The following is a 21,120-nucleotide window of genomic DNA, read 5'->3' on the forward strand; positions in this document are numbered from 1 at the left end:
CCGGACTGCCCGGGCGATCCGTCACATGATGAAACCGGCGCCCCGATGTGTGTGCTACCAGTGGAGCATGGCCGGAACCCCGTTTGACGATCTCGACGCCTACTTCGCATTGCCCCGGGTATCCGGGCTCGCCGTCTCTCCGGACGGCCGTCGCGTCATCACGATGATCAGCGAGCTGAACGACAAGGGCACCGAATTTGTCACCGCGGCTTGGGAGGTCGACCCCGTAGGTCAGCGGGCTGCCCGCCGGCTGACCTACGGCGCCAAAGGGGAGTCGCAGCCGACGTTCACCGCGGCGGGCGACCTGCTGTTCGTCGCGGCACGAGCCGCCGATTCCGACGACGATCCACCCGCCGCCCTCTGGCAGCTGCCGGCGAATGGTGGTGAAGCGCAACGGATTCTCGAGCTTCCGGGCGGCGTCAGCGGGGTGCACACCGCCCGCTCGGCCGACGTCGTGCTGGTCACGGCACCGATGCTCCCGTCGGCCGGATCGCCCGACGACGACAAGCGACTGCGCACCTTGCGCAAAGACAAGAAGGTGTCGGCGATCCTGCACACCGGCTACCCGGTGCGGCACTGGGATCACGACCTGGGCCCGGATCATGCGCACCTGCTTCGTGTCGAATCCGGTGCGGCCCATGACATCACGCCGCAGCCGGGGATGGCGCTCAACGAGGCCACGGTCGCCGTCAGCGCCGACGGGACCTTCGCCGTCGTGTCCTGGGAGGTACCCGCGCCCGGGGCGGCGCTGCGCAGCGTGCTGGTCCGCATCGACATCGGCACCGGCGAGCGCGCGGTCATCGCCGACGATGCGGACGCGGACCTGGGGAGCCCGGCGATCTCGCCCGACGGCACGACTGTCGCGTTCCTCCGGGAGACGCACTCGACGCCGACGCAGGCACCACGGATCACCTTGTGCCGTCAGACCTTTGGCGGAGAACTCGTGGAGCTCACCGCGGCGTGGGATCGCTGGCCGACATCGGTGGCGTGGTCACACGACGGCCAGACGCTGCTGGTGACCGCGGACGACAACGGCCGCGCACCGATCTTCGCCGTCGACCCGGACAGTGGCGCGGTGACTCGCCTGACCGACGACGATTTCGCGTACGGCGATGTCCGACCTGTCGCGGGTGGCGCGCTCTATGCCCTGCGCAGCAACTATCTGACCCCGCCACATCCGGTCCGGGTCGACGCCGACGGATCCGTCACCGTGCTTCCGTGCATCGAATTTCCCGAATTACCAGGTGAATTGGTCGAGCTGACGGCAACCGCGGACGACGGCACGCCCGTCCGTTCGTGGCTGACACTGCCGGCAGGTGACACTCCCGCACCGCTGCTGCTGTGGGTGCACGGCGGACCGCTGGGGAGCTGGAACACCTGGCATTGGCGGTGGAATCCGTGGCTGCTCACCGCACTCGGCTACGCGGTGCTGATGCCGGACCCGGCACTGTCCACCGGATACGGTCAGGACTTCATTCAACGTGGCTGGGGTGCTTGGGGTTTCGCGCCGTACACCGACCTGATGGCGGCCGTCAACGCGGCCTGCGCCCACCCGCGGATCGACGCCGGCCGCATCGCGGCCATGGGTGGCTCGTTCGGTGGCTACATGGCCAACTGGATCGCCGGACACACAGACCGGTTCGCCGCGATCGTCACCCACGCCAGCCTGTGGGCGCTGGACCAGTTCGGGCCGACCACCGACGGCGCCTACTGGTGGGCACGCGAGATGACATCCGAGATGGCCGAACGCAATTCGCCGCACCGCCACGTCGAGAACATCACGACCCCGATGCTGGTGATCCACGGCGACAAGGACTATCGCGTCCCGATCGGAGAGGGGCTGCGGCTGTGGAACGACCTGCTGACCCGGTCGGGCCTGCCCGCCGACGACACCGGTGGCACCGTGCACCGGTACCTCTACTACCCGTCGGAAGGGCACTGGATCGCCGCGCCGCAACACGCCAAGATCTGGTACCAGGTGGTGACGGCGTTCCTGTCCGAGCATGTGCGGGAGGAGCACATCGACCTGCCGGAGACCCTCGGCTGAGTCTGATTTGCCGCACTCCTCATCGCGGCTCGTTCCTCGCCGCTTGATCGTCGTACGGCTAGGTTGGCAGCATGACCGCACCGCAGCGCGAATTCGACATCGTTCTCTATGGCGCCACCGGCTTCGTCGGGAAGCTCACCGCCCAATATCTGGCCCAGCACGGCGGACCGGCGCGGATCGCGCTGGCCGGCCGCTCGATGGACAAGCTGGCCGCGGTTCGCGACTCGCTCGGCGCGGCTGGACAGGGCTGGGGACTGATCCAGGCCGACGCCTCATCGCAGCAGAGTCTTGATGCCATGGCGGAACGGACCCGGGTGGTCGTCACGACCGTCGGGCCGTACCTCAAATACGGGCTGCCGCTGGTGGCGGCGTGCGCCGCCGCCGGCACCGACTACGCCGACCTCACCGGCGAGAGCCTGTTCATCCGCCAGAGCATCGACCTGTTCCACAAGCAGGCCGCCGACACGGGCGCCCGCATCGTGCACTCCTGCGGATTCGATTCCATCCCTTCGGATCTCACCGTCTACGCGTTGTACAAGGCCGCCCAGGCCGACGGCGCCGGCGAGCTCACCGACACCGACTACGTGCTGCGCGGATTCTCCGGCGGCGTGTCCGGTGGCACGGTCGCCTCGATGCTCGAGCTGTTCACATTGACGTCCGGTGACGAGGAATTACGCCGGACCATGCTGGATCCCTACACACTGACCACTGATCGCGGCGCCGAGCCCGACCTCGGCCACCAGACCGACACCCCATGGCGGCGCGGCCGGGACATCGCCCCGGAACTCGCCGGGACCTGGACCGGTGCCTTCGTGATGGCAGTGGCGAACACCCGCATCGTGCGGCGCAGCAATGCGCTCCTGGACTGGGAATACGGCCGCCGGTTGCGGTACGCGGAGCACATGAGCCTGGGGTCGTCGCCCATCGCGCCGGTGGCCTCGGCGCTGGGCACCGCCGCCAACGCGGCTGTCATGAGCCTCGGCAGTCGCTTCTTCAACAAGCTGCCCCGCGGCCTGATCGAGCGGGTGGTGCCGAAGCCCGGTACCGGGCCCAGCGAGCAGGCCCGCGACAAGGGGTATTACCGCGTCGAGACCTATACCCGGACCACGACAGGTGCCCGGTACCGCTCCGTCATGGCCCAGCAGGGTGATCCGGGCTACAAGGCCACCGCGGTGCTGCTCGGGGAGAGCGGGCTGGCCCTGGCCCTCGACCGCGATCGACTGTCGGACTTGAAGGGCGTCCTGACGCCGGCCGCGGCGATGGGCGACGTGCTTCTGACCCGGCTGCCGGCCGCCGGCGTCACGTTCGAAACCGAGGCGCTGGGGCGCTGATTCGCGCAGCAAGCGCCGAAGTGCTGTGTCTCGTCGCCGGCCCGGCTAGTGTCGGCGGCGAGGCGCTTCACACACATCGGTGACGAGGGGAACATGCCATGGCTGGTCTTGACGAACTGCTCAATCAGATTCCGACACAAGAGATTGCGGCCAAACTCGGCGCTGATGAAGGGGAGGTGAACAGCGCCGTACAACAACTGGTGCCACTGCTGCTGGGCGGTGTACAGCAGACCGCGCAGGACCACCCCGATACCGCGGCCGGCCTCGAAAGCGAAGCCGCCGATCACGCGGCGAGCGGGCTGCTCGACGGCGGCGTCACCGTCGACCAGGTCAACCAGGACCAGGGCGCCGACGCCATCGCGAAGATTTTCGGCGGCAACGACAGCGGCCAGGTCGCGTCCGTGTTGGCCGGCGGCGGCGCCGGCAACAGTGACCTGATCCAGAAACTGCTGCCGATCCTGGCGCCCATCGTGCTGGCCTACATCGGCAAGCAGCTCGGCGGCGGGGGAGCATCTACTCCCGCGGCGTCCGGCGGCGGCCTGGGTGACGTCCTGGGCAACATCCTCGGCGGTGCGCTGGGCGGCAACAACGCCGGCGGCAACACGAACTCCAGCGACAACCCGCTCGGCAGCATTCTGGGCAGCGTCCTCGGCGGCGGTGGCAACCAGGGCGCGGGCGGCGTGCTCGGCAGTGTCCTGGGCGGGTTGTTCGGCAACAAGAAGTAGGTCTGTTCCGTTGGGTTGATCGTGCGTCGGCGCAGGAGTTTTGCGAGTGTGAGGCTGCGTGGACGCACGCTCAACTGGCCACGTTTACGTCTGCTCACGGGGTTTACCTAGAATTGGCCGGTGACTGCCAGCGATACGCCTGATCCCGCGACCGTGAATGCGGCCGATGCCCTGCCCAAATCCTGGGATCCGAGCGCGGTAGAAGCTGACATGTACCAGGGCTGGGTCGACGCCGGGTACTTCACCGCCGACCCGACCAGCGACAAGCCGCCCTACTCCATCGTGCTGCCGCCGCCGAACGTCACCGGCAGCCTGCACATGGGCCACGCGCTCGACCACACCCTGATGGACGCGCTCACCCGTCGGAAGCGCATGCAGGGTTACGAGGTGCTGTGGCTGCCCGGCATGGATCACGCCGGCATCGCGACACAGACCCTGGTCGAGAAGCAGCTCGCCGCCGAGGGCAAGACCAAGGAAGACTTCGGCCGCGAGGGCTTCGTGGAGAAGGTCTGGGAGTGGAAGCGCGAATCCGGCGGCACCATCGGTGGCCAGATGCGCCGCCTCGGTGACGGTGTCGACTGGAGCCGCGACCGCTTCACCATGGACGAGGGCCTGTCGCGCGCGGTCCGCACCATCTTCAAGCGGCTGTTCGACGCCGGCCTGATCTACCGCGCCGAGCGGCTGGTCAACTGGTCGCCGGTGCTGGAGACCGCGATCTCCGACCTCGAGGTCAAGTACGACGACGTCGAGGGCGAGCTGGTCTCGTTCCGGTACGGCTCGATGAACGACGCCGAGCCGCACCTGGTCGTGGCCACCACGCGACTCGAGACCATGCTCGGTGACACCGCCATCGCGGTGCACCCCGACGACGAGCGCTACCGCGCACTGGTCGGCAAGACCCTGCCGCACCCGTTCCTGGACCGCGACATCATCATCGTGGCCGACACGCACGTCGACCCCGAATTCGGCACGGGCGCAGTCAAAGTCACGCCGGCCCACGACCCGAACGACTTCGAGATCGGCCTGCGCCACAACCTGGCGATGCCGACGATCATGGACACCAAGGGCGCCATCGCCGGTACCGGGACCGAGTTCGACGGCATGGACCGCTTCGAGGCCCGCGTCAAGGTGCGCGAGAAGCTGGCCGCCGAGGGCCGCATCGTCGCCGAGAAGCGGCCGTACCTGCACAGCGTCGGGCACTCCGAGCGCAGCGGTGAGGCCATCGAGCCGCGGCTGTCCATGCAGTGGTGGGTCAAGGTGGAGTCGCTGGCCAAGGCTGCCGGTGACGCAGTCCGTAACGGCGACACCGTGATTCACCCGACCAGCCTGGAACCCCGCTGGTTCGCGTGGGTGGACGACATGCACGACTGGTGCATCTCGCGTCAGCTCTGGTGGGGTCACCGCATCCCGATCTGGCACGGCCCGGACGGCGAAACCGTCTGCGTCGGCCCGGACGAGGAGCCGCCCGCCGGCTGGGAGCAGGACCCCGACGTGCTCGACACGTGGTTCTCCTCGGCGCTGTGGCCGTTCTCGACCATGGGCTGGCCGGACAAGACGCCGGAGCTCGAGAAGTTCTATCCGACAACGGTTCTGGTCACGGGCTACGACATCCTGTTCTTCTGGGTGGCCCGCATGATGATGTTCGGCACCTTCGTGGCCGACGACCCCGTGCTGGCCGGGGCGAAGGTCCCATTCGAGAACGTGTTCCTGCACGGGCTGATTCGCGATCAGTTCGGGCAGAAGATGAGCAAGTCGAAGGGCAACGGCATCGACCCGCTGGACTGGGTCGAGATGTTCGGCGCCGACGCGCTGCGCTTCACCCTGGCCCGCGGTGCCAGCCCCGGCGGCGACCTGTCCATCGGTGAGGACCACGCCCGCGCGTCCCGTAACTTCGCGACGAAGCTGTTCAACGCAACGCGTTTCGCGATGATGAACGGTGCGGCTCCGGCTGCGCTGCCGGATGCCGCCGAGCTCACCGACGCCGACCGCTGGATTCTGGGCCGGCTCGAAGAGGTTCGCGCCGAGGTCGACAACACGCTGGAGCGCTACGAGTTCAGCCGCGCCTGCGAGGCGCTGTACCACTTCGCGTGGGACGAGTTCTGTGACTGGTACCTGGAACTCGCGAAAGCCCAACTGTTCGAAGGTGGTTCGCGCACCGAGCACACCAAGGCCGTGCTGGCGGCGGTGCTCGACGTGCTGCTCAAGCTGCTGCACCCCGTGATGCCGTTCGTCACCGAGGCGCTGTGGAAGTCGCTGACCGGTGGCGAGTCGCTCGTCATCGCCGAGTGGCCACAGGCTTCGGGCGTCGAACTCGACCAGGTTTCCGCCGGCCGGATCACCGACATGCAGAAGCTGATCACCGAGGTCCGCCGATTCCGCAGCGACCAGGGCCTCAACGACCGGCAGAAGGTGCCCGCGCGCCTGGTGGGCATCAGCGACGCCGACCTGGATGCCCAGGTGGCCGCCGTGACGTCGCTGGCCTGGCTGACCGAGCCGGCCGGTGACTTCAACCCCTCCGCGTCGGTGGAGGTCCGGTTGTCCAAGGGCACTGTCGTGGTCGAGGTCGACACCTCGGGCACCGTGGACGTCGCAGCCGAGCGCCGCCGGCTGGAGAAGGACCTGGCCGCCGCACAGAAGGAACTTGCCCAGACCGCAGGCAAATTGGGCAACGAGGCGTTCCTCGCGAAGGCGCCCGAGGACGTGGTCGCCAAGATCAAGGCGCGTCAGCAGCTGGCGCAGGAAGAGGTCGACCGGATCAATACCCGGCTGGCCGGCTTGCCGTCCGCATGAGCACCCCTACGCCCGACGAGATTGCCGAACTGCTGCAGGTCGAGTATCTGCTCGACCAGCGGTGGCCGGAAACCAAGATCGAGCCGAGCACGGTGCGCATCGAGGCGCTGCTGGAGATGCTCGGCTCGCCGCAACGCGGCTACCCGAGCATCCACGTGGCCGGCACCAACGGCAAGACCTCGGTCACCCGCATGATCGACGCGCTGCTGACAGCGTTTTCGCGGCGCACCGGCCGCACCACCAGCCCGCACCTGCAGGCCGCCACCGAACGCATCGCGATCGACGGAAAGCCCATCAGCCCAGCGCAATACGTCGCCACGTACGCCGAGATCGAGCCGTTCGTGGAGATCGTCGACCGGCAGTCCGAAGCCGGTGAACTCGGGGAGCCCGGACCCAAGATGAGCAAGTTCGAGGTGCTCACCGCCATGGCGTTCGCGGCGTTCGCCGACGCGCCGGTGGACGTCGCCGTCATCGAAACCGGGCTGGGCGGACGGTGGGATGCCACCAACGTCGTCGACGCCCCGGTCGCCGTCATCACCCCGATCGGCCTGGATCACACCGACTATCTCGGTGACACCATCGCCGCCATCGCGGGGGAGAAGGCCGGCATCATCGCCCGCCAGCAGCCCGACCTGGTGCCCGCCGGCACCGATCCCAGCACCGTCGCGGTGATCGCCCGCCAGCCGGCCGAGGCCATGGAAGTGCTGATGGCACAGGCGGTTACGGCCGACGCCGCGGTGGCGCGCGAGGACTCCGAGTTCGCCGTCCGCGGCCGGCAGGTCGCCGTCGGTGGGCAGCTGCTGGAACTGCAGGGCCTCGGTGGCATCTACACCGACATCTTCCTGCCGCTGCACGGCGAGCATCAGGCGCACAACGCCGTCCTGGCGCTGGCCGCGGTGGAGGCGTTCTTCGGCGCCGGCGCGGACCGTCAGCTCGACGTCGACACCGTGCGTGAGGGCTTCGCATCGGTGACCAACCCCGGCCGGCTGGAGCGGATGCGCAGTGCCCCAACGGTGTTCATCGACGCCGCGCACAACCCGGCCGGTGCCGCCGCCCTCGCCGACGCGCTGGACACCGAGTTCGAATTCCGGTTCCTGGTCGGCGTCATCTCCGTCATGGCGGACAAGGACGTGGCCGGCATCCTGGCCGCGCTCGAGCCGGCGTTCGACCTCGTGGTCGTGACGAACAACGGCTCGCCACGGGCCATGGACACCGACACCCTGGCGTCGCTGGCAGAGGAGACCTTCGGCCCGGAGCGCGTCATCACCGCTCCGAACCTGCCCGACGCCATCGAGGCGGCGACCGCGTTGGTGGAGGAGTCGGGCAACGACTACGGCTCGTCCGACGGCTTCTCGGGTGCGGGCATGGTGATCACGGGCTCGGTCGTGACGGCCGGCGCGGCGCGCACGCTGTTCGGAAAGGACCCGGCATGACGGCCCCCGACCCCTGGAAGAGCTTCCGCGGCGTGATGGCCGGCACCCTGATCCTGGAAGTGATCGTGGTGCTGCTGGCGCTGCCCGTGGTGTCGGTGTTCCACGGCGGCCTGACGCCGCTCAGCGGCGGCTACCTCATCGGCATGGCGATCGTGCTGGGCCTGATGTCCGGGATGCAGGGCCGATCCTGGGCGCTGTGGGCCAACATCGGGGTTCAGTTCGTGCTGATCGCGGGGGCGTTCATCGACGTCACCATCGGCATCGTCGGCATCATCTTCCTGCTCGTGTGGCTGCTGATCCTGTATCTGAAGTCCGAGGTCAAGCGCCGCCAGGACCGCGGCCTGCTGCCCGGTCAGCAGTGATTTCCGCCCGAATCGCAGGACTCGGTTACTGACTAGTACGCTGTCCGCCGTGACTGAGCAGACCCTTGTTTTGATCAAGCCCGACGGCGTCAAGCGCAACCTGATCGGCGAAATCATCAGCCGGATCGAGCGCAAGGGCCTGACCTTTGCTGCACTCGAGCTGAAGACCGTCAGCGTGGAGCTGGCGACCAAGCACTACGCCGAGCACGAGGGCAAGCCCTTCTTCGGTGACCTGCTGGAATTCATCACCTCCGGCCCCGTTGTGGCCGCCATCGTCGAGGGCCCCCGCGCCGTCGCCGCCTTCCGGCAGATCGCCGGCGGCACCGATCCGGTGGAGAAGGCCGCGACCGGCACCATTCGCGGTGACCTGGCCCTGATCACCCAGGACAACCTGGTGCACGGCTCGGATTCCCCCGAGTCCGCGGCCCGCGAAATCGCCCTGTGGTTTCCCGCCGGCTGAGCCGGCAATTGGACCTGGTAATTGACACTGTGGGCCGCCGGTAGCTGAGCTACCGGCGGCACCTCGTCGGAGATTGGCCGACGATGTGGGATACTGGCCTACGGGTGACCTGCTTCATACCAGGAGCGGACGCCCGGATGAAGACTTAGACGACGCGACCACCCGGAGAAATCCAGGTGCGGCGCCGACCGTCCAGCCATCATTCAGCCAGGCACCGAGGGCTCCCCGTGGGCCGCTAGGTGCGAGACCACAACAATCTCGGGAGAAGTTCCCCGAGCCAATACAAGAAGCCCTCGCGTGGCCGCGTCGCACGACGCGCCCGGGGGCTTGAGGAGAATACGTGGCCGACGATGCCCAACTTGAAGCCCAATCCGAAGACGTCAGCAGCGCGGCGGAGCCGATAGAGCTCCCTGAGCGCCTGCGGATTTTCTCGCTGGCCCGGATCCTCGGGACCACCAGCAAGAAGATCACCGAGACGCTGGCGGGAGTCGACGGTAGGCCCCGCAACCCCGCCTCCACGGTGACCCGCGCCGAGGCCGAGCGCGTCCGCGAGCTGCTGGGTCTCGATGGTGACGCCCCCGTCACGCCGGAAACCGCGGCGCCCGCCGAGGCTGCCGAGCCCGTCGCCGAGGTGCTGGTCGAGGTCACCACCGAAGCTGTAGAAGCATCCGCCGACGCCTCTGACGAGGAGTCCGCCGAGGTTGCCGTCGAAGCCGTCGACGTCGCCGAAGCAGCTGTCGAGATCGCCCGCGAGGCTGAGGCCGAGGCCACCGACGTGGAGTCCGACGCCGGCGAGCCCGAGTCCCGGCTGCTGCTGGAGCCGACCACGGCCCCCGCCGCCGAGCCCGCCGACTACCTGCCGCTGTTCGTGGCACCGCAGCCCGTGACGTTCCGGCCGCCCGCCGCGCCTGATGACTTTGCCGACGACGACAGCGCCGACGACGGAGCCGACGGCGCCGACGACGGTGGCGAGGACGGCACCGACGAAGACGGCGAGCGGCCCGCGAACCGTCGTCGCCGTCGTGGTCGCCGTGGCCGTGGCCGCGGCCGGGGCGAACAGAGCAGTGACGACGCCACCGATACCGACGCCGAAGGCGAAGCGCAGGACGCCTCGACCGAGGGTGACGAGGACACCGACGGCGAGGCCGACGACGAATCCGGCGACGACGACGCGAACGCGTCCGACGGTGCCAGCCGCCGTCGCCGCCGTCGCCGTCGCCGCAAGTCGGGCGCTGCCGGTGGTGACGATGCCGATGGCGAGGCCGGTTCGCCGGACGATCCGCCCAACACCGTCGTCCACGAGCGTGCCCCCCGCGCCAAGTCGGACAACAACGAAATCCAGGGCATCACCGGGTCCACCCGGCTGGAGGCCAAGCGTCAGCGCCGCCGCGACGGTCGTGACGCGGGTCGCCGCCGGCCGCCGATCCTGAGTGAGGCCGAGTTCCTGGCGCGGCGTGAAGCCGTCGAGCGCGTGATGGTGGTGCGCGACAAGATCCGCACCGAGCCGCCGCACGAGGGCGCCCGCTACACGCAGATCGCCGTGCTGGAAGACGGCGTCGTGGTCGAGCACTTCGTGACGTCGGCGGGGTCTGCGTCCCTGGTCGGCAACATCTACCTCGGCATCGTGCAGAACGTGCTGCCCTCCATGGAGGCGGCGTTCGTCGACATCGGCCGTGGCCGCAACGGCGTCCTGTACGCCGGTGAGGTCAACTGGGAGGCCGCCGGCCTCGGCGGTAACAACCGCAAGATCGAGCAGGCGCTCAAGCCCGGCGACTACGTCGTCGTGCAGGTCAGCAAGGACCCCGTCGGGCACAAGGGTGCCCGCCTCACCACGCAGATCTCCCTGGCCGGTCGCTACCTGGTGTACGTGCCGGGTGCATCGTCGACGGGGATCAGCCGTAAGCTGCCCGACACCGAGCGTCAGCGCCTGAAGGAAATCCTGAAGGAGGTCGTGCCTGCCGACGCCGGTGTGATCATCCGCACCGCGTCCGAGGGCGTGAAGGAAGAGGACATCCGCGCGGACGTCAACCGGTTGCAGGAGCGCTGGAACCAGATCGACGCCGAGGCCACGACTATCAAGGCCAAGGCCGCCGGCGCCGCCGTGGCGCTGTACGAAGAGCCCGACGTGCTGGTCAAGGTGATCCGCGACCTGTTCAACGAGGACTTCTCCAAGCTCGTGGTGTCGGGTGACGAGGCCTGGAACACCATCAGCACCTACGTCAATTCTGTTGCGCCGGAACTGCTTTCGCGCATGTCGCAGTACGAGCCGGCGGGTGGCGGTACCGGCCCCGACGTGTTCTCCGTGTACCGCATCGACGAGCAGCTGGCCAAGGCGATGGACCGCAAGGTGTGGCTGCCCTCGGGCGGCACCCTGGTGATCGACCGCACCGAGGCCATGACGGTCATCGACGTCAACACCGGCAAGTTCACCGGCTCCGGGGGCAACCTCGAGCAGACCGTGACCCGCAACAACCTCGAGGCGGCCGAAGAGACGGTGCGCCAGCTCCGGCTGCGCGATATCGGCGGCATCGTGGTGATCGACTTCATCGACATGGTGCTCGAATCCAACCGGGACCTGGTGCTGCGCCGCCTGACCGAGGCACTGGCCCGGGACCGGACCCGGCACCAGGTGTCCGAGGTGACCTCACTGGGTCTGGTGCAGCTGACGCGCAAGCGGCTCGGCACCGGACTGATCGAGGCGTTCTCCACGACCTGCACGCACTGCGCCGGCCGCGGCATCATGCTGCACGCCGACCCGGTGGACACCGCGGCCGCGAACAACCGCAAGGCCGAGGCGGCCGGTGGCGCCGGTGGCGGCGGTGGCCGCCGCAGCAAGCGGGCCAAGAAGGTCGCCCCGCGCCCCGAAGAAGAGCCGCAGTTGGCCAAGGTGCATTCGCATCCGCAGGGCGAGCACCCGATGTTCAAGGCCATGGCGGCGGCCAACGGCAAGCACGAGGACGAACTCGACGAGGACGTCGTCGAGGACGCCGAGGGGCTTGCCGACGACTCCGCCGACGGCGTGATCGAGTCCGACGAGGTCGTGACCGAGCTGGACACCGACGAGGTTGACGAGGCCGAAGCCGAGGACGATGAGGACTCGGATGAGGACGAGCTCGAAGTCGAGCTCGACGAGGACTTCGAGGACAGCGACGACGACTCGGACGATGACGACGATCTGGACCTCGACGAGGACGACGCCGACGAAGACGACGACGCGGATGACGACGACGCAGACGACGACGCAGACGATGAGGATGCGGACGACGAAGACGACGAGGACGAGGACGACGACGAGGCTGATGAGCCCGCTGCAGTGGTCGTCACCCGGGCTCCCGTCGTCCGGCAGCGGCGCCGCGCGGCGGCCCGTCCCGCCGGTCCGCCGGTCGGAGGTGTCGATGGCTGATGCCGTGAGGGTCCACGCGGTTTGACCCTCGATTAACTGGTCACGTACCCTTGACCAGTTGTCGCCTGGCCGACACCGGCGACATGGAGAGCTGCGGACGCCCGCGCCGCTCCAACCTAAGACCCGCGCACGCAGCCTTCGGGTGGCGCGCGCCCCGCAGTAGACGAAACGAAGAACAGAGGAACACCAACGATGGCAGCCGATAACGCCACGTACGCAATCGTCAAGACTGGTGGCAAGCAGTACAAGGTTGCCGTCGGTGACGTGGTCAAGATCGAGAAGCTCGACGCTGAGCAGGGCGCCTCGGTGTCGCTGCCCGTCGCTCTCGTGGTCGAGGGTGCGAAGGTCACCACCAGCGCCGACGCGCTGGCCAAGGTCGCTGTCACCGGTGAGGTGCTCGAGCACACCAAGGGCCCGAAGATCCGTATCCACAAGTTCAAGAACAAGACCGGCTACCACAAGCGCCAGGGCCACCGTCAGCAGTTGACGGTCGTCAAGGTCACCGGCATCAAGTAAGTAAGGGAGCGAACAGACATGGCACATAAGAAGGGCGCGTCCAGCTCTCGTAACGGTCGCGATTCAGCCGCCCAGCGGCTCGGCGTCAAGCGCTTCGGCGGCCAGGTCGTCAAGGCCGGCGAGATCCTCGTCCGCCAGCGCGGCACCCACTTCCACCCGGGCGTGAATGTCGGTCGCGGTGGCGACGACACTCTGTTCGCCACGGCCGCCGGCTCGGTGCTCTTCGGCTCCAAGCGTGGTCGCAAGACGGTCAACATCGTCCCGGTCGAGGCCTAACCTTTTTCACGAGGTGTGAAGCTGCCACGAGGTTTCGCCTCGTGGCAGCTTTTCTTTTTCCCGGGGCGAGCGAAGCGACGGGAAGTGTTTCGTGAGTGAGAGGACGTCAGATGGCACCCCGGTTCGTAGACCGTGTGGTGATCCACGCGCGCGCCGGTAACGGCGGCAACGGATGTGCATCGGTACACCGGGAGAAGTTCAAGCCTCTCGGTGGGCCTGACGGCGGCAACGGCGGTAAAGGCGGCAGCATCGTGCTGGTCGTCGACCCGCAGGTGCACACGCTGCTGGACTTCCACTTCCGTCCGCACGTCGACGCCCCCTCCGGCAAGCCGGGTGCCGGCAGTAACCGCGACGGCGCCGCCGGGGCCGATCTCGAGGTTCACGTGCCCGATGGCACCGTTGTGCTCGATGACCAGGGTCGCATGCTCGCCGACCTGGTGGGTGCCGGCACCCGCTTCGAGGCCGCTGCCGGTGGCCGCGGCGGGCTGGGCAACGCCGCGCTGGCCTCCCGGGCCCGCAAGGCGCCCGGTTTCGCGCTGCTGGGGGAGAAGGGCGAGATTCGCGATCTCACCCTCGAGCTCAAGACGGTCGCCGACGTCGGCCTGGTCGGTTTCCCGTCGGCCGGCAAATCGTCTCTGGTGTCGGCTATTTCGGCCGCCAAGCCGAAGATCGCGGACTACCCGTTCACCACGCTGGTGCCGAACCTGGGAGTGGTCTCGGCGGGTGACAACACGTTCACCGTCGCCGACGTCCCGGGCCTGATCCCCGGCGCTTCCGAGGGCCGTGGACTGGGCCTGGACTTCCTGCGGCACATCGAACGCTGCGCCGTGCTGGTCCACGTGGTGGACTGCGCGACGCTGGAACCGGGCCGTGACCCGATTTCCGACATCGAGGCGCTGGAGGCCGAGCTGGCCGCGTATACGCCGACGCTGCAAGGGGATTCGACCCTGGGTGACCTCGCCGAGCGGCCCCGCGCGGTGCTGCTCAACAAGATCGACGTGCCCGATGCCCGCGAGCTCGCTGATTTCGTCAAGGAAGAGGTGGCCGCCAAGTACGGCTGGCCCGTCTACGAAATCTCGACGGTCAGCCGAGACGGCTTGCGCCCGTTGACCTTTGCCCTGTGGGACATGGTCGCGGCGTACCGGGCCGCGCAGCCCGTGGTGGCGCCCCGTCGCCCGATCATCCGGCCCGTCGCGGTCAACGAGACCGGCTTCACCGTCGAATCGGACGGTTCCGGCGGCTTCATCGTGCGCGGCACCCGGCCGGAGCGCTGGATCGCCCAGACGGCCTTCGACAACGACGAGGCCGTCGGTTATCTCGGTGACCGCCTGGCGCGCCTCGGCGTCGAGGACGAACTGCTCAAGAAGGGTGCCCGCGCGGGCTGCGCCGTCACCATCGGCGACGTCACCTTCGACTGGGAGCCGCAGACTCCCGCGGGCGTCGACATGCAGATGTCCGGTCGCGGTACCGATATCCGTCTGGAGCAGAACGACCGCGTCGGCGCCGCGGAACGCAAGGCGGCCCGCAAGGAACGCCGCCGGTCAGCGGAGGATCCCGAGGAAGACCTGTGACGCACGGCTCCGGAACGGTCTCGGCGCATCGCGAGGCCGTGCGCACCGCACGTAGCGTCGTCGTCAAGATCGGGACCACCGCGCTCACCGCCCCCAACGGCATGTTCGACGCGGGCCGGCTCGCCACGCTGGCCGACGCCATCGAGAAGCGCATGAAGGCCGGCTCTGACGTCGTGATCGTGTCGTCCGGTGCCATCGCCGCCGGCATCGAGCCGCTCGGCCTGACCAAGCGCCCGACGGACCTGGCCACCAAGCAGGCCGCGGCCAGCGTCGGACAGGTCGCCCTGGTCAACGCGTGGAGCGCGGCGTTCGCCCGGTATGACCGGACCGTCGGTCAGGTGCTGCTGACCGCGCACGACATCGCCCAGCGGGCGCAGCACAACAACGCCCAGCGCACGCTGGACCGGCTGCGGGCGCTGCATGCGGTGGCGATCGTCAACGAGAACGACACCGTGGCCACCAACGAGATCCGGTTCGGCGACAACGACCGGCTGTCGGCCCTGGTGGCGCAGCTTGTCGGCGCCGACGCGCTGATCCTGCTGAGTGACATCGACGGCTTGTACGACTCCGACCCCCGCAAGGGCGATGCGCGCTTCATCCCCGAGGTCGCCGTGTCCGGGGACCTCGACGGCGTGTCGGCAACGGGAGGCAGCCGGCTGGGCACGGGCGGCATGGCGTCAAAACTGTCGTCGGCGCTGCTCGCTGCAGATGCCGGTGTGCCGGTCCTGCTGGCCGCCGCCAGTGATGCTGCTGCCGCGCTGACCGACGCCTCGGTGGGCACGGTGTTCGCGGCGCGTCCCGAACGCATGTCGGCCCGGCGGTTCTGGGTGCGCTATGCGGCGGAGACGACGGGGACGGTGACCCTGGACGCGGGCGCGGTGCGTGCCGTGGTCCGGCAAAGAAAGTCGTTGTTGCCCGCCGGCATCACGGCGGTCTCGGGCCGGTTCCACGGTGGCGACGTCGTCGAACTGCACGGACCGGACGGCAAAGCGGTGGCCCGGGGCGTCGTGGCCTATGACGATGCCGAGCTCGCGGGCATCATCGGCCGGTCCACCCCCGAGTTACCCGTCGAATTGCGCCGGCCTGCGGTGCACGCTGACGACCTTGTCGCAATTTGACCTCGGCTTTGTGTGTATTTGGCTAGAATCGGCGCCTCCGTCGGTGTTTTAGCCGCCGAGTAAGGCTGGCCCATTAAATTGGGGTTATGCTGCGTTGGATACCGATGCAGCAAACAGAATTGAGGGGGCGATGGCAAGACAGTCCGTACTGGCGGTCGGCGCCCATCCCGATGACATCGAGTTGGGCTGCGGTGGTGCGCTGGCAAAGCATGTAGCGGCCGGCGACCGGGTCACCATGCTGGTGGTCACCCGTGGCGAAGAGGGGCCGGGCGACTCGCAGGAGCGGGTGCGTGAGCAACTGCGCGCGGTGGAGGTGCTGGGCGTCCACGAGCTGTTGTGGGGCCAGGGTTTCGGTGACTGCCGCGTCTCGCTGCAGGAGTTCGAGCTGGTGCACCTGATCGAGGACGCCATCGAAAAGTCTTCTGCCACAATCGTTTACACTCATACCGCCAATGACAGCCACCAGGATCACCGAGTGGTCTCCCGCTGCACGCTCGGCGCGGCGCGGTGGGTGTCGTCGATCATGACGTACGGCGGACCGTCGGCCATCGGCTTCAATCCGACGGCGTTCGTCGACATCTCCGACTCGCTGGACAAGAAGGTCGAAGCCCTGATGTCGCACGTGTCGCAGGCCGAGGCCAGCGAAAAAGTCAGCGCCTCCTGGGTGCGTAGTTCCGCTGAGCACTACGGCTTCCTGTGCCGCCGTGCGTTCGCCGAGGGATTCGAGCCGGCCCGACTGGTCGTCGATTTCTGACCCGGTGCCAACCTTTCTGATTGTCGGCGCCGGGCCGACGGGGCTCGGCGCTGCCGTCCGCCTGACCGAACTCGGCATCGACCACCTGGTGGTGGACGCGGGTTACCAGGTCGGCGGCATGGCCGCATCGGTCCGCGACGCACACGGTTTCACCTGGGATCTTGGCGGACATGTACTGCACAGCCACTTCCCAGCATTCGACCAGGCGGTCGATGCCTCCGGGGTGAAGATGAACGACGTCGCCCGCAACGGCTGGGTGTGGCTGGACGGCAGCGGACCGCAGAGCCTCGTCCCCACGCCCATCCAGCAGCAACTCACCGAGCTGCCCACCGACCTGTACCCGGACGCGCCGCTGGGCAACCTTGCCGACTATTACCGCAACAATTTCGGTGGCAAACTTTTTGACGAGTTTTTCGGCCCCTACAACTACAAGATGTGGACGGCCCCGCTCGAGCAGATCGACCACGAATGGACGTCGCTGCGCAGCGGCAGTGCCGCGCCGAATGTGCCGCGGCTCGGTCTGGCCGGCTCGTCGACCGGACCAGCGGGCAGCTTCCCGTACCCGATAGGCGGCACCGGCGCGCTGTGGCAGGGCGTGTACGAGCGGATGCTGGCGCCGGAGACGCTGCGGCTGAACACCCGCGTCGTCGCCATCGACGTGCCCCGACGGACGGCGACGCTGGACGACGGCTCCACCGTCCGGTACGAGCACTGCGTCAGCTCGGCACCGCTGACGACGGCCTGGGGCTGGCTGGGCGGCGCCGGCAGCGAGGGGACGCCCCAGCGAAACACTTTGTGTGCCAGTCGTATCTACGCGGTCGGGTTGGGCTACCGCGGTCCGGCGCCGGCCGAGCTGGCCGACAAGACCTGGCTGTACTGCCCCGACCTCGGGGTGCCGTGGTACCGGGCCACGGTGCTGAACAACTACGACCCCGCCAATGCCGGTCCCGGCCGCTGGAATGTGTTGTGTGAAGTGCCGCAGCTACCGGGGCAAACACTGACGGCCGCCGACGCGGTGCGCCGCACGGAGGAGTCGCTGCGGGCGCTGGGCGCCGAGTCGGAGTATGTCGTCAGCCGGTTCGTGCAGGAGGTCCCGATGGGCTATCCGGTACCGACCCTGGGACGCGACGACATTGTGCGGGCAGTCGACGAGCGGCTACGCGCACACGGCCTGTACAGCCGCGGCCGGTTCGGTGGCTGGCGCTACGAGTCGTCGAACCAGGACTATGGCTACATGCAGGGCCGGGAGGCCGTGGACAACGCGTTGTCCGGTACACCCGAGGACGTCTACTGGCACCCGGACAGGTTCTGAGCCGCCAATTCGCCGACCAGCAGGCCGAGAATTTCCGAACACCCACTGTCGATCTTCACCGCGGCCAGCTCGTCGCCGCGGGTGGCGCCGCGGTTGATGATCGCGACGGGCTTACCGGTGGCCGCCGCATGCCGCACGAAGCGCAGGCCCGAGTACACCGTCAGCGACGATCCGGCGACCAGCAACGCGTCGGCGTCGTCGACCAGGGAATAGGCCTGCTGCACCCGGTCTTTCGGCACGCTGTCGCCGAAGTACACGATGTCGGGCTTGAGGATGCCGCCGCAGCGGGGGCAGTCCAGGTATTGGAAGGTCGTGGTGTCCTCGACCGTTGCGTCGGCATCGGGTGCCACGCCGATGCTGCCGACCTGGGTGGCCCGCTCGGTGAAGCCGGGGTTGAGTCGTTCCAGCTCCTCGGCCAGCGCGGCGCGGGTCACGGTGTGCCCGCAGCTCAGGCAGACGACCTGCGCGTAGGTGCCGTGCAGATTCACCACGGTCCGGGAGCCGGCCTTGGTGTGCAGCAGGTCGACGTTCTGCGTGATGACGCCAGTGACGAGCCCGGCACGTTCCAGCGCGGCGACGGCGTGGTGACCGGCGTTGGGCAGGCGAGCGGCCATGTGTCGCCAGCCGATGTGGTTGCGGGCCCAGTACCGCTGCCGGAAGGCGGGGCCGGACAGGAACTGCTGGATGGTCATCGGGTTGCTCGGCGGTGAATCGGGCCCGCGGTAGTCCGGGATACCCGAATCGGTGGAGATGCCCGCGCCGGTCAGCACGGCGAGACGGCGATCGGCCAGCAGATTGACCAGTTCAGGAGCCTGCACGTCATCGAGGGTAGGCCGTCTACCGAGTTACACGACGTGACGGTGCGACAATCGTGACGTGGACTTCTACTCCGCCTACCGGCACGGATTCGTCCGCGTGGCCGCATGCACGCACCACACCGCGCTCGCGGACCCTGCGACCAATGCGGAGTCGGTGCTGAGCCTGGCCCGTGACTGCCACGACGACGCCGTTGCGCTGGCGGTGTTCCCGGAGCTGACGCTGTCGGGGTACTCGATCGAGGACATCCTCCTGTCGGACACCTTGCTGGAGTCGGTGACCGAGGCGCTGGCGTCGATCGTCGAGGCCTCGGCCGAGCTGCTGCCGGTTCTGGTGGTCGGCGCACCGCTGCGGCACCGGCACCGCATCTACAACACCGCCGTGGTGATCCACCGCGGATCGGTGCTCGGCGTGGTGCCCAAGTCGTACCTGCCGACCTACCGCGAGTTCTACGAGGCGCGTCAGGTGGCCGCCGGTGCGGACGTGGAGGGAACCATCCGGCTGAACGGTGTCGACGTGCCGTTCGGCAACGACCTGTTGTTCGCCGCATCCGATCTGCCGAATTTCGTTCTGCACGTGGAGATCTGCGAAGACATGTGGGTGCCGGTGCCGCCGAGTGCGACGGCCGCGCTGGCCGGGGCGACGGTGCTGGCCAACCTGTCGGGCAGCCCGATCACCATCGGCCGGGCCGACGACCGCAAACTGCTGGCCCGTTCGGCGTCGTCGCGGTGCCTGGCGGCCTATGTCTATGCGGCCGCGGGGGAGGGCGAGTCGACCACGGACCTGGCCTGGGACGGCCAGACCATGATCTACGAAAACGGTGTGCTGCTGGCCGAATCCGAGCGGTTCCCGCGTGGAGAACGCCGGTCGGTCGCCGATGTCGACACCGAGTTGCTGGCCTCCGAGCGCTTGCGGATGGGCACGTTCGACGACAACCGCCGCCAGTTCGCCGACCGGACCTCGGACTTCCGGCGCATCGAATTCACGGTGTCGCCGCCGGCAGGTGACATCGGTCTGCTCCGCGAAATCGAACGGTTCCCGTTCGTGCCGTCGGATCCGCAACGGCTGCAACAGGATTGCTACGAGGCCTACAACATCCAGGTGTCCGGTCTGGAGCAGCGCCTGCGGGCATTGAACTTCCCGACCGTGGTGATCGGGGTGTCCGGCGGGCTCGATTCCACCCACGCGCTGATCGTCGCGGCCAAGGCGATGGACCGGGAAGGCCGGCCCCGCAGCGACATCCTGGCCTTCACCATGCCGGGCTTCGCGACCGGCGACCGCACCAAGAACAACGCCACCGCCCTGGCCAAGGCGCTCGGAGTCACATTCTCCGAGTTGGATATTCGGGACACCGCGCGGCTGATGCTCACCGAGATGGGGCATCCGTTCGCGCGCGGCGAGGCAGTGTACGACGTGACGTTCGAGAACGTGCAAGCCGGGCTGCGGACCGACTTCCTGTTCCGGCTGGCCAACCAACGCGGCGGCATCGTGCTGGGCACCGGTGACCTGTCCGAACTCGGCCTCGGTTGGTCCACCTACGGCGTCGGCGACCAGATGTCGCACTACAACGTCAACGGCGGGGTGCCGAAAACCCTTATCCAGCACCTGATCCGGTGGGTGATCTCCTCCGGGCAGTTCGGCGACGACGTCAACGATGTGTTGCAGTCGGTGCTGGACACCGAGATCACTCCGGAGCTGGTACCGGCGGCTGATGGTGAGGTGGTCCAGAGCAGCCAGGCCAAGGTGGGACCGTATGCGCTGCAGGACTTTTCGCTATATCAGGTGCTGCGGTACGGGTTCCGGCCGTCGAAGATCGCGTTCCTGTCGTGGCATGCGTGGCGGGACGTCGACGCCGGCGACTGGCCCGCGGGCTTCCCGGACGACGAGCACGTGGCCTACTCGCTGTCCGATATCCGGCACTGGCTGAAAGTCTTCGTCCAGCGCTTCTACTCGTTCAGTCAGTTCAAGCGGTCGGCGCTGCCGAACGGGCCGAAGGTGTCCGCAGGTGGCGCGTTGTCTCCGCGCGGGGACTGGCGGGCGCCGTCGGACATGTCTGCGCGCATCTGGCTCGACGAGATCGAGCGCCACGTTCCGGAGGGCTGAACAGGCCGTTTTCGACGGTATCGAGAAAAACCGACGATCGGTATGTTTTTTCGACCAAAGCGTCAATAGGCGGTCGTCGTTTCCGATAGCTTCCTGATAGTTG

16 protein-coding genes are annotated in these 21,120 nt (G+C 68.1%); 15 read left to right on the forward strand and 1 reads right to left on the reverse strand.

Annotated elements, in window-relative coordinates:
• Nucleotides 1–67 precede the first annotated feature (67 nt).
• From EB75_RS18790 to EB75_RS18855, 14 genes are all read left to right on the forward strand, one after another.
• Nucleotides 68–2,047, forward strand: coding sequence for a S9 family peptidase (locus EB75_RS18790; RefSeq protein WP_073696840.1), 1,980 nt, complete (start codon nt 68–70; stop codon nt 2,045–2,047).
• Nucleotides 2,048–2,118: 71 nt separating this feature from the next.
• A complete protein-coding gene (locus EB75_RS18795; RefSeq protein WP_073696841.1) occupies nt 2,119–3,378 on the forward strand; it encodes a saccharopine dehydrogenase family protein in 1,260 nt (419 codons plus the stop codon).
• Nucleotides 3,379–3,476: 98 nt separating this feature from the next.
• Nucleotides 3,477–4,103, forward strand: coding sequence for a DUF937 domain-containing protein (locus EB75_RS18800; protein ID WP_073696842.1), 627 nt, complete (start codon nt 3,477–3,479; stop codon nt 4,101–4,103).
• 120 nt (nt 4,104–4,223) lie between these two features.
• Entirely contained in the window at nt 4,224–6,893 is a 2,670-nt protein-coding gene (locus EB75_RS18805) for a valine--tRNA ligase (RefSeq protein WP_073696843.1), read from the forward strand.
• Nucleotides 6,890–8,326 carry a bifunctional tetrahydrofolate synthase/dihydrofolate synthase gene (gene folC, locus EB75_RS18810; RefSeq protein WP_073696844.1) on the forward strand — a complete coding sequence of 479 codons (1,437 nt, stop codon included), beginning with the start codon at nt 6,890–6,892 and terminating at the stop codon, nt 8,324–8,326. Before EB75_RS18805 ends, folC begins: the two co-directional genes overlap by 4 nt.
• Entirely contained in the window at nt 8,323–8,688 is a 366-nt protein-coding gene (locus tag EB75_RS18815) for a DUF4233 domain-containing protein (RefSeq protein ID WP_073696845.1), read from the forward strand. The genes folC and EB75_RS18815 overlap by 4 nt, the downstream gene beginning before the upstream one ends.
• 49 nt (nt 8,689–8,737) lie before the next feature.
• Nucleotides 8,738–9,148, forward strand: a complete 411-nt coding sequence (ndk, locus tag EB75_RS18820) for a nucleoside-diphosphate kinase (RefSeq protein ID WP_029119385.1) — start codon at nt 8,738–8,740, stop codon at nt 9,146–9,148.
• Between the two features lie 340 nt (nt 9,149–9,488).
• Nucleotides 9,489–12,551: a ribonuclease E gene (gene rne, locus EB75_RS18825; RefSeq protein ID WP_073696846.1), complete on the forward strand. Its 3,063-nt coding sequence runs from the start codon at nt 9,489–9,491 to the stop codon at nt 12,549–12,551.
• Between the two features lie 192 nt (nt 12,552–12,743).
• Nucleotides 12,744–13,067, forward strand: coding sequence for a 50S ribosomal protein L21 (gene rplU / locus EB75_RS18830; RefSeq protein ID WP_020102181.1), 324 nt, complete (start codon nt 12,744–12,746; stop codon nt 13,065–13,067).
• An 18-nt stretch (nt 13,068–13,085) separates the two neighbouring features.
• Complete coding sequence (gene rpmA / locus EB75_RS18835; RefSeq protein WP_020102180.1) at nt 13,086–13,343, forward strand: 50S ribosomal protein L27; 258 nt, start codon at nt 13,086–13,088, stop codon at nt 13,341–13,343.
• A 110-nt stretch (nt 13,344–13,453) separates the two neighbouring features.
• On the forward strand, nt 13,454–14,914 hold the full coding sequence (gene obgE, locus EB75_RS18840; protein ID WP_073696847.1) for a GTPase ObgE: 1,461 nt from the start codon (nt 13,454–13,456) through the stop codon (nt 14,912–14,914).
• Entirely contained in the window at nt 14,911–16,032 is a 1,122-nt protein-coding gene (gene proB, locus EB75_RS18845) for a glutamate 5-kinase (RefSeq protein WP_073696848.1), read from the forward strand. The genes obgE and proB overlap by 4 nt, the downstream gene beginning before the upstream one ends.
• Nucleotides 16,033–16,162: 130 nt before the next feature.
• Nucleotides 16,163–16,786 (forward strand): PIG-L deacetylase family protein, encoded by a 624-nt coding sequence (locus EB75_RS18850; RefSeq protein ID WP_073696849.1) that lies wholly within the window; start codon nt 16,163–16,165, stop codon nt 16,784–16,786.
• A gap of 4 nt (nt 16,787–16,790) precedes the next feature.
• A complete protein-coding gene (locus tag EB75_RS18855) occupies nt 16,791–18,098 on the forward strand; it encodes a protoporphyrinogen/coproporphyrinogen oxidase (RefSeq protein WP_073696850.1) in 1,308 nt (435 codons plus the stop codon).
• Here EB75_RS18855 and EB75_RS18860 read toward each other — a convergent pair.
• The gene (locus tag EB75_RS18860) at nt 18,074–18,916 is read right to left on the reverse strand and encodes an NAD-dependent protein deacetylase (protein ID WP_073696851.1); all 843 of its coding nucleotides are present in this window, start codon (nt 18,914–18,916) and stop codon (nt 18,074–18,076) included. The two genes, EB75_RS18855 and EB75_RS18860, sit on opposite strands and share 25 nt — an antisense overlap.
• Before the next feature lie 58 nt (nt 18,917–18,974).
• On the opposite strand from EB75_RS18860, the gene EB75_RS18865 reads away from it, so the two are divergent.
• Nucleotides 18,975–21,017: an NAD(+) synthase gene (locus tag EB75_RS18865; protein WP_073696852.1), complete on the forward strand. Its 2,043-nt coding sequence runs from the start codon at nt 18,975–18,977 to the stop codon at nt 21,015–21,017.
• The last annotated feature ends 103 nt before the right edge of the window (nt 21,018–21,120 follow it).

It is taken from the genome of Mycobacterium sp. ST-F2 (assembly GCF_001905655.1).
Lineage (GTDB): Bacteria > Actinomycetota > Actinomycetes > Mycobacteriales > Mycobacteriaceae > Mycobacterium.

Excerpts from the sequence above, each read along its gene's own strand:
- EB75_RS18790 (WP_073696840.1), top strand. The coding sequence starts at position 68 with ATGGCCGGAACCCCGTTTGACGATCTCGACGCCTACTTCGCATTGCCC.
- EB75_RS18850 (WP_073696849.1), top strand. The coding sequence starts at position 16,163 with ATGGCAAGACAGTCCGTACTGGCGGTCGGCGCCCATCCCGATGACATC.
- rplU (WP_020102181.1), top strand. The coding sequence starts at position 12,744 with ATGGCAGCCGATAACGCCACGTACGCAATCGTCAAGACTGGTGGCAAG.
- EB75_RS18795 (WP_073696841.1), top strand. The coding sequence starts at position 2,119 with ATGACCGCACCGCAGCGCGAATTCGACATCGTTCTCTATGGCGCCACC.
- EB75_RS18800 (WP_073696842.1), top strand. The coding sequence starts at position 3,477 with ATGGCTGGTCTTGACGAACTGCTCAATCAGATTCCGACACAAGAGATT.
- obgE (WP_073696847.1), top strand. The coding sequence starts at position 13,454 with ATGGCACCCCGGTTCGTAGACCGTGTGGTGATCCACGCGCGCGCCGGT.
- EB75_RS18815 (WP_073696845.1), top strand. The coding sequence starts at position 8,323 with ATGACGGCCCCCGACCCCTGGAAGAGCTTCCGCGGCGTGATGGCCGGC.
- rpmA (WP_020102180.1), top strand. The coding sequence starts at position 13,086 with ATGGCACATAAGAAGGGCGCGTCCAGCTCTCGTAACGGTCGCGATTCA.
- folC (WP_073696844.1), top strand. The coding sequence starts at position 6,890 with ATGAGCACCCCTACGCCCGACGAGATTGCCGAACTGCTGCAGGTCGAG.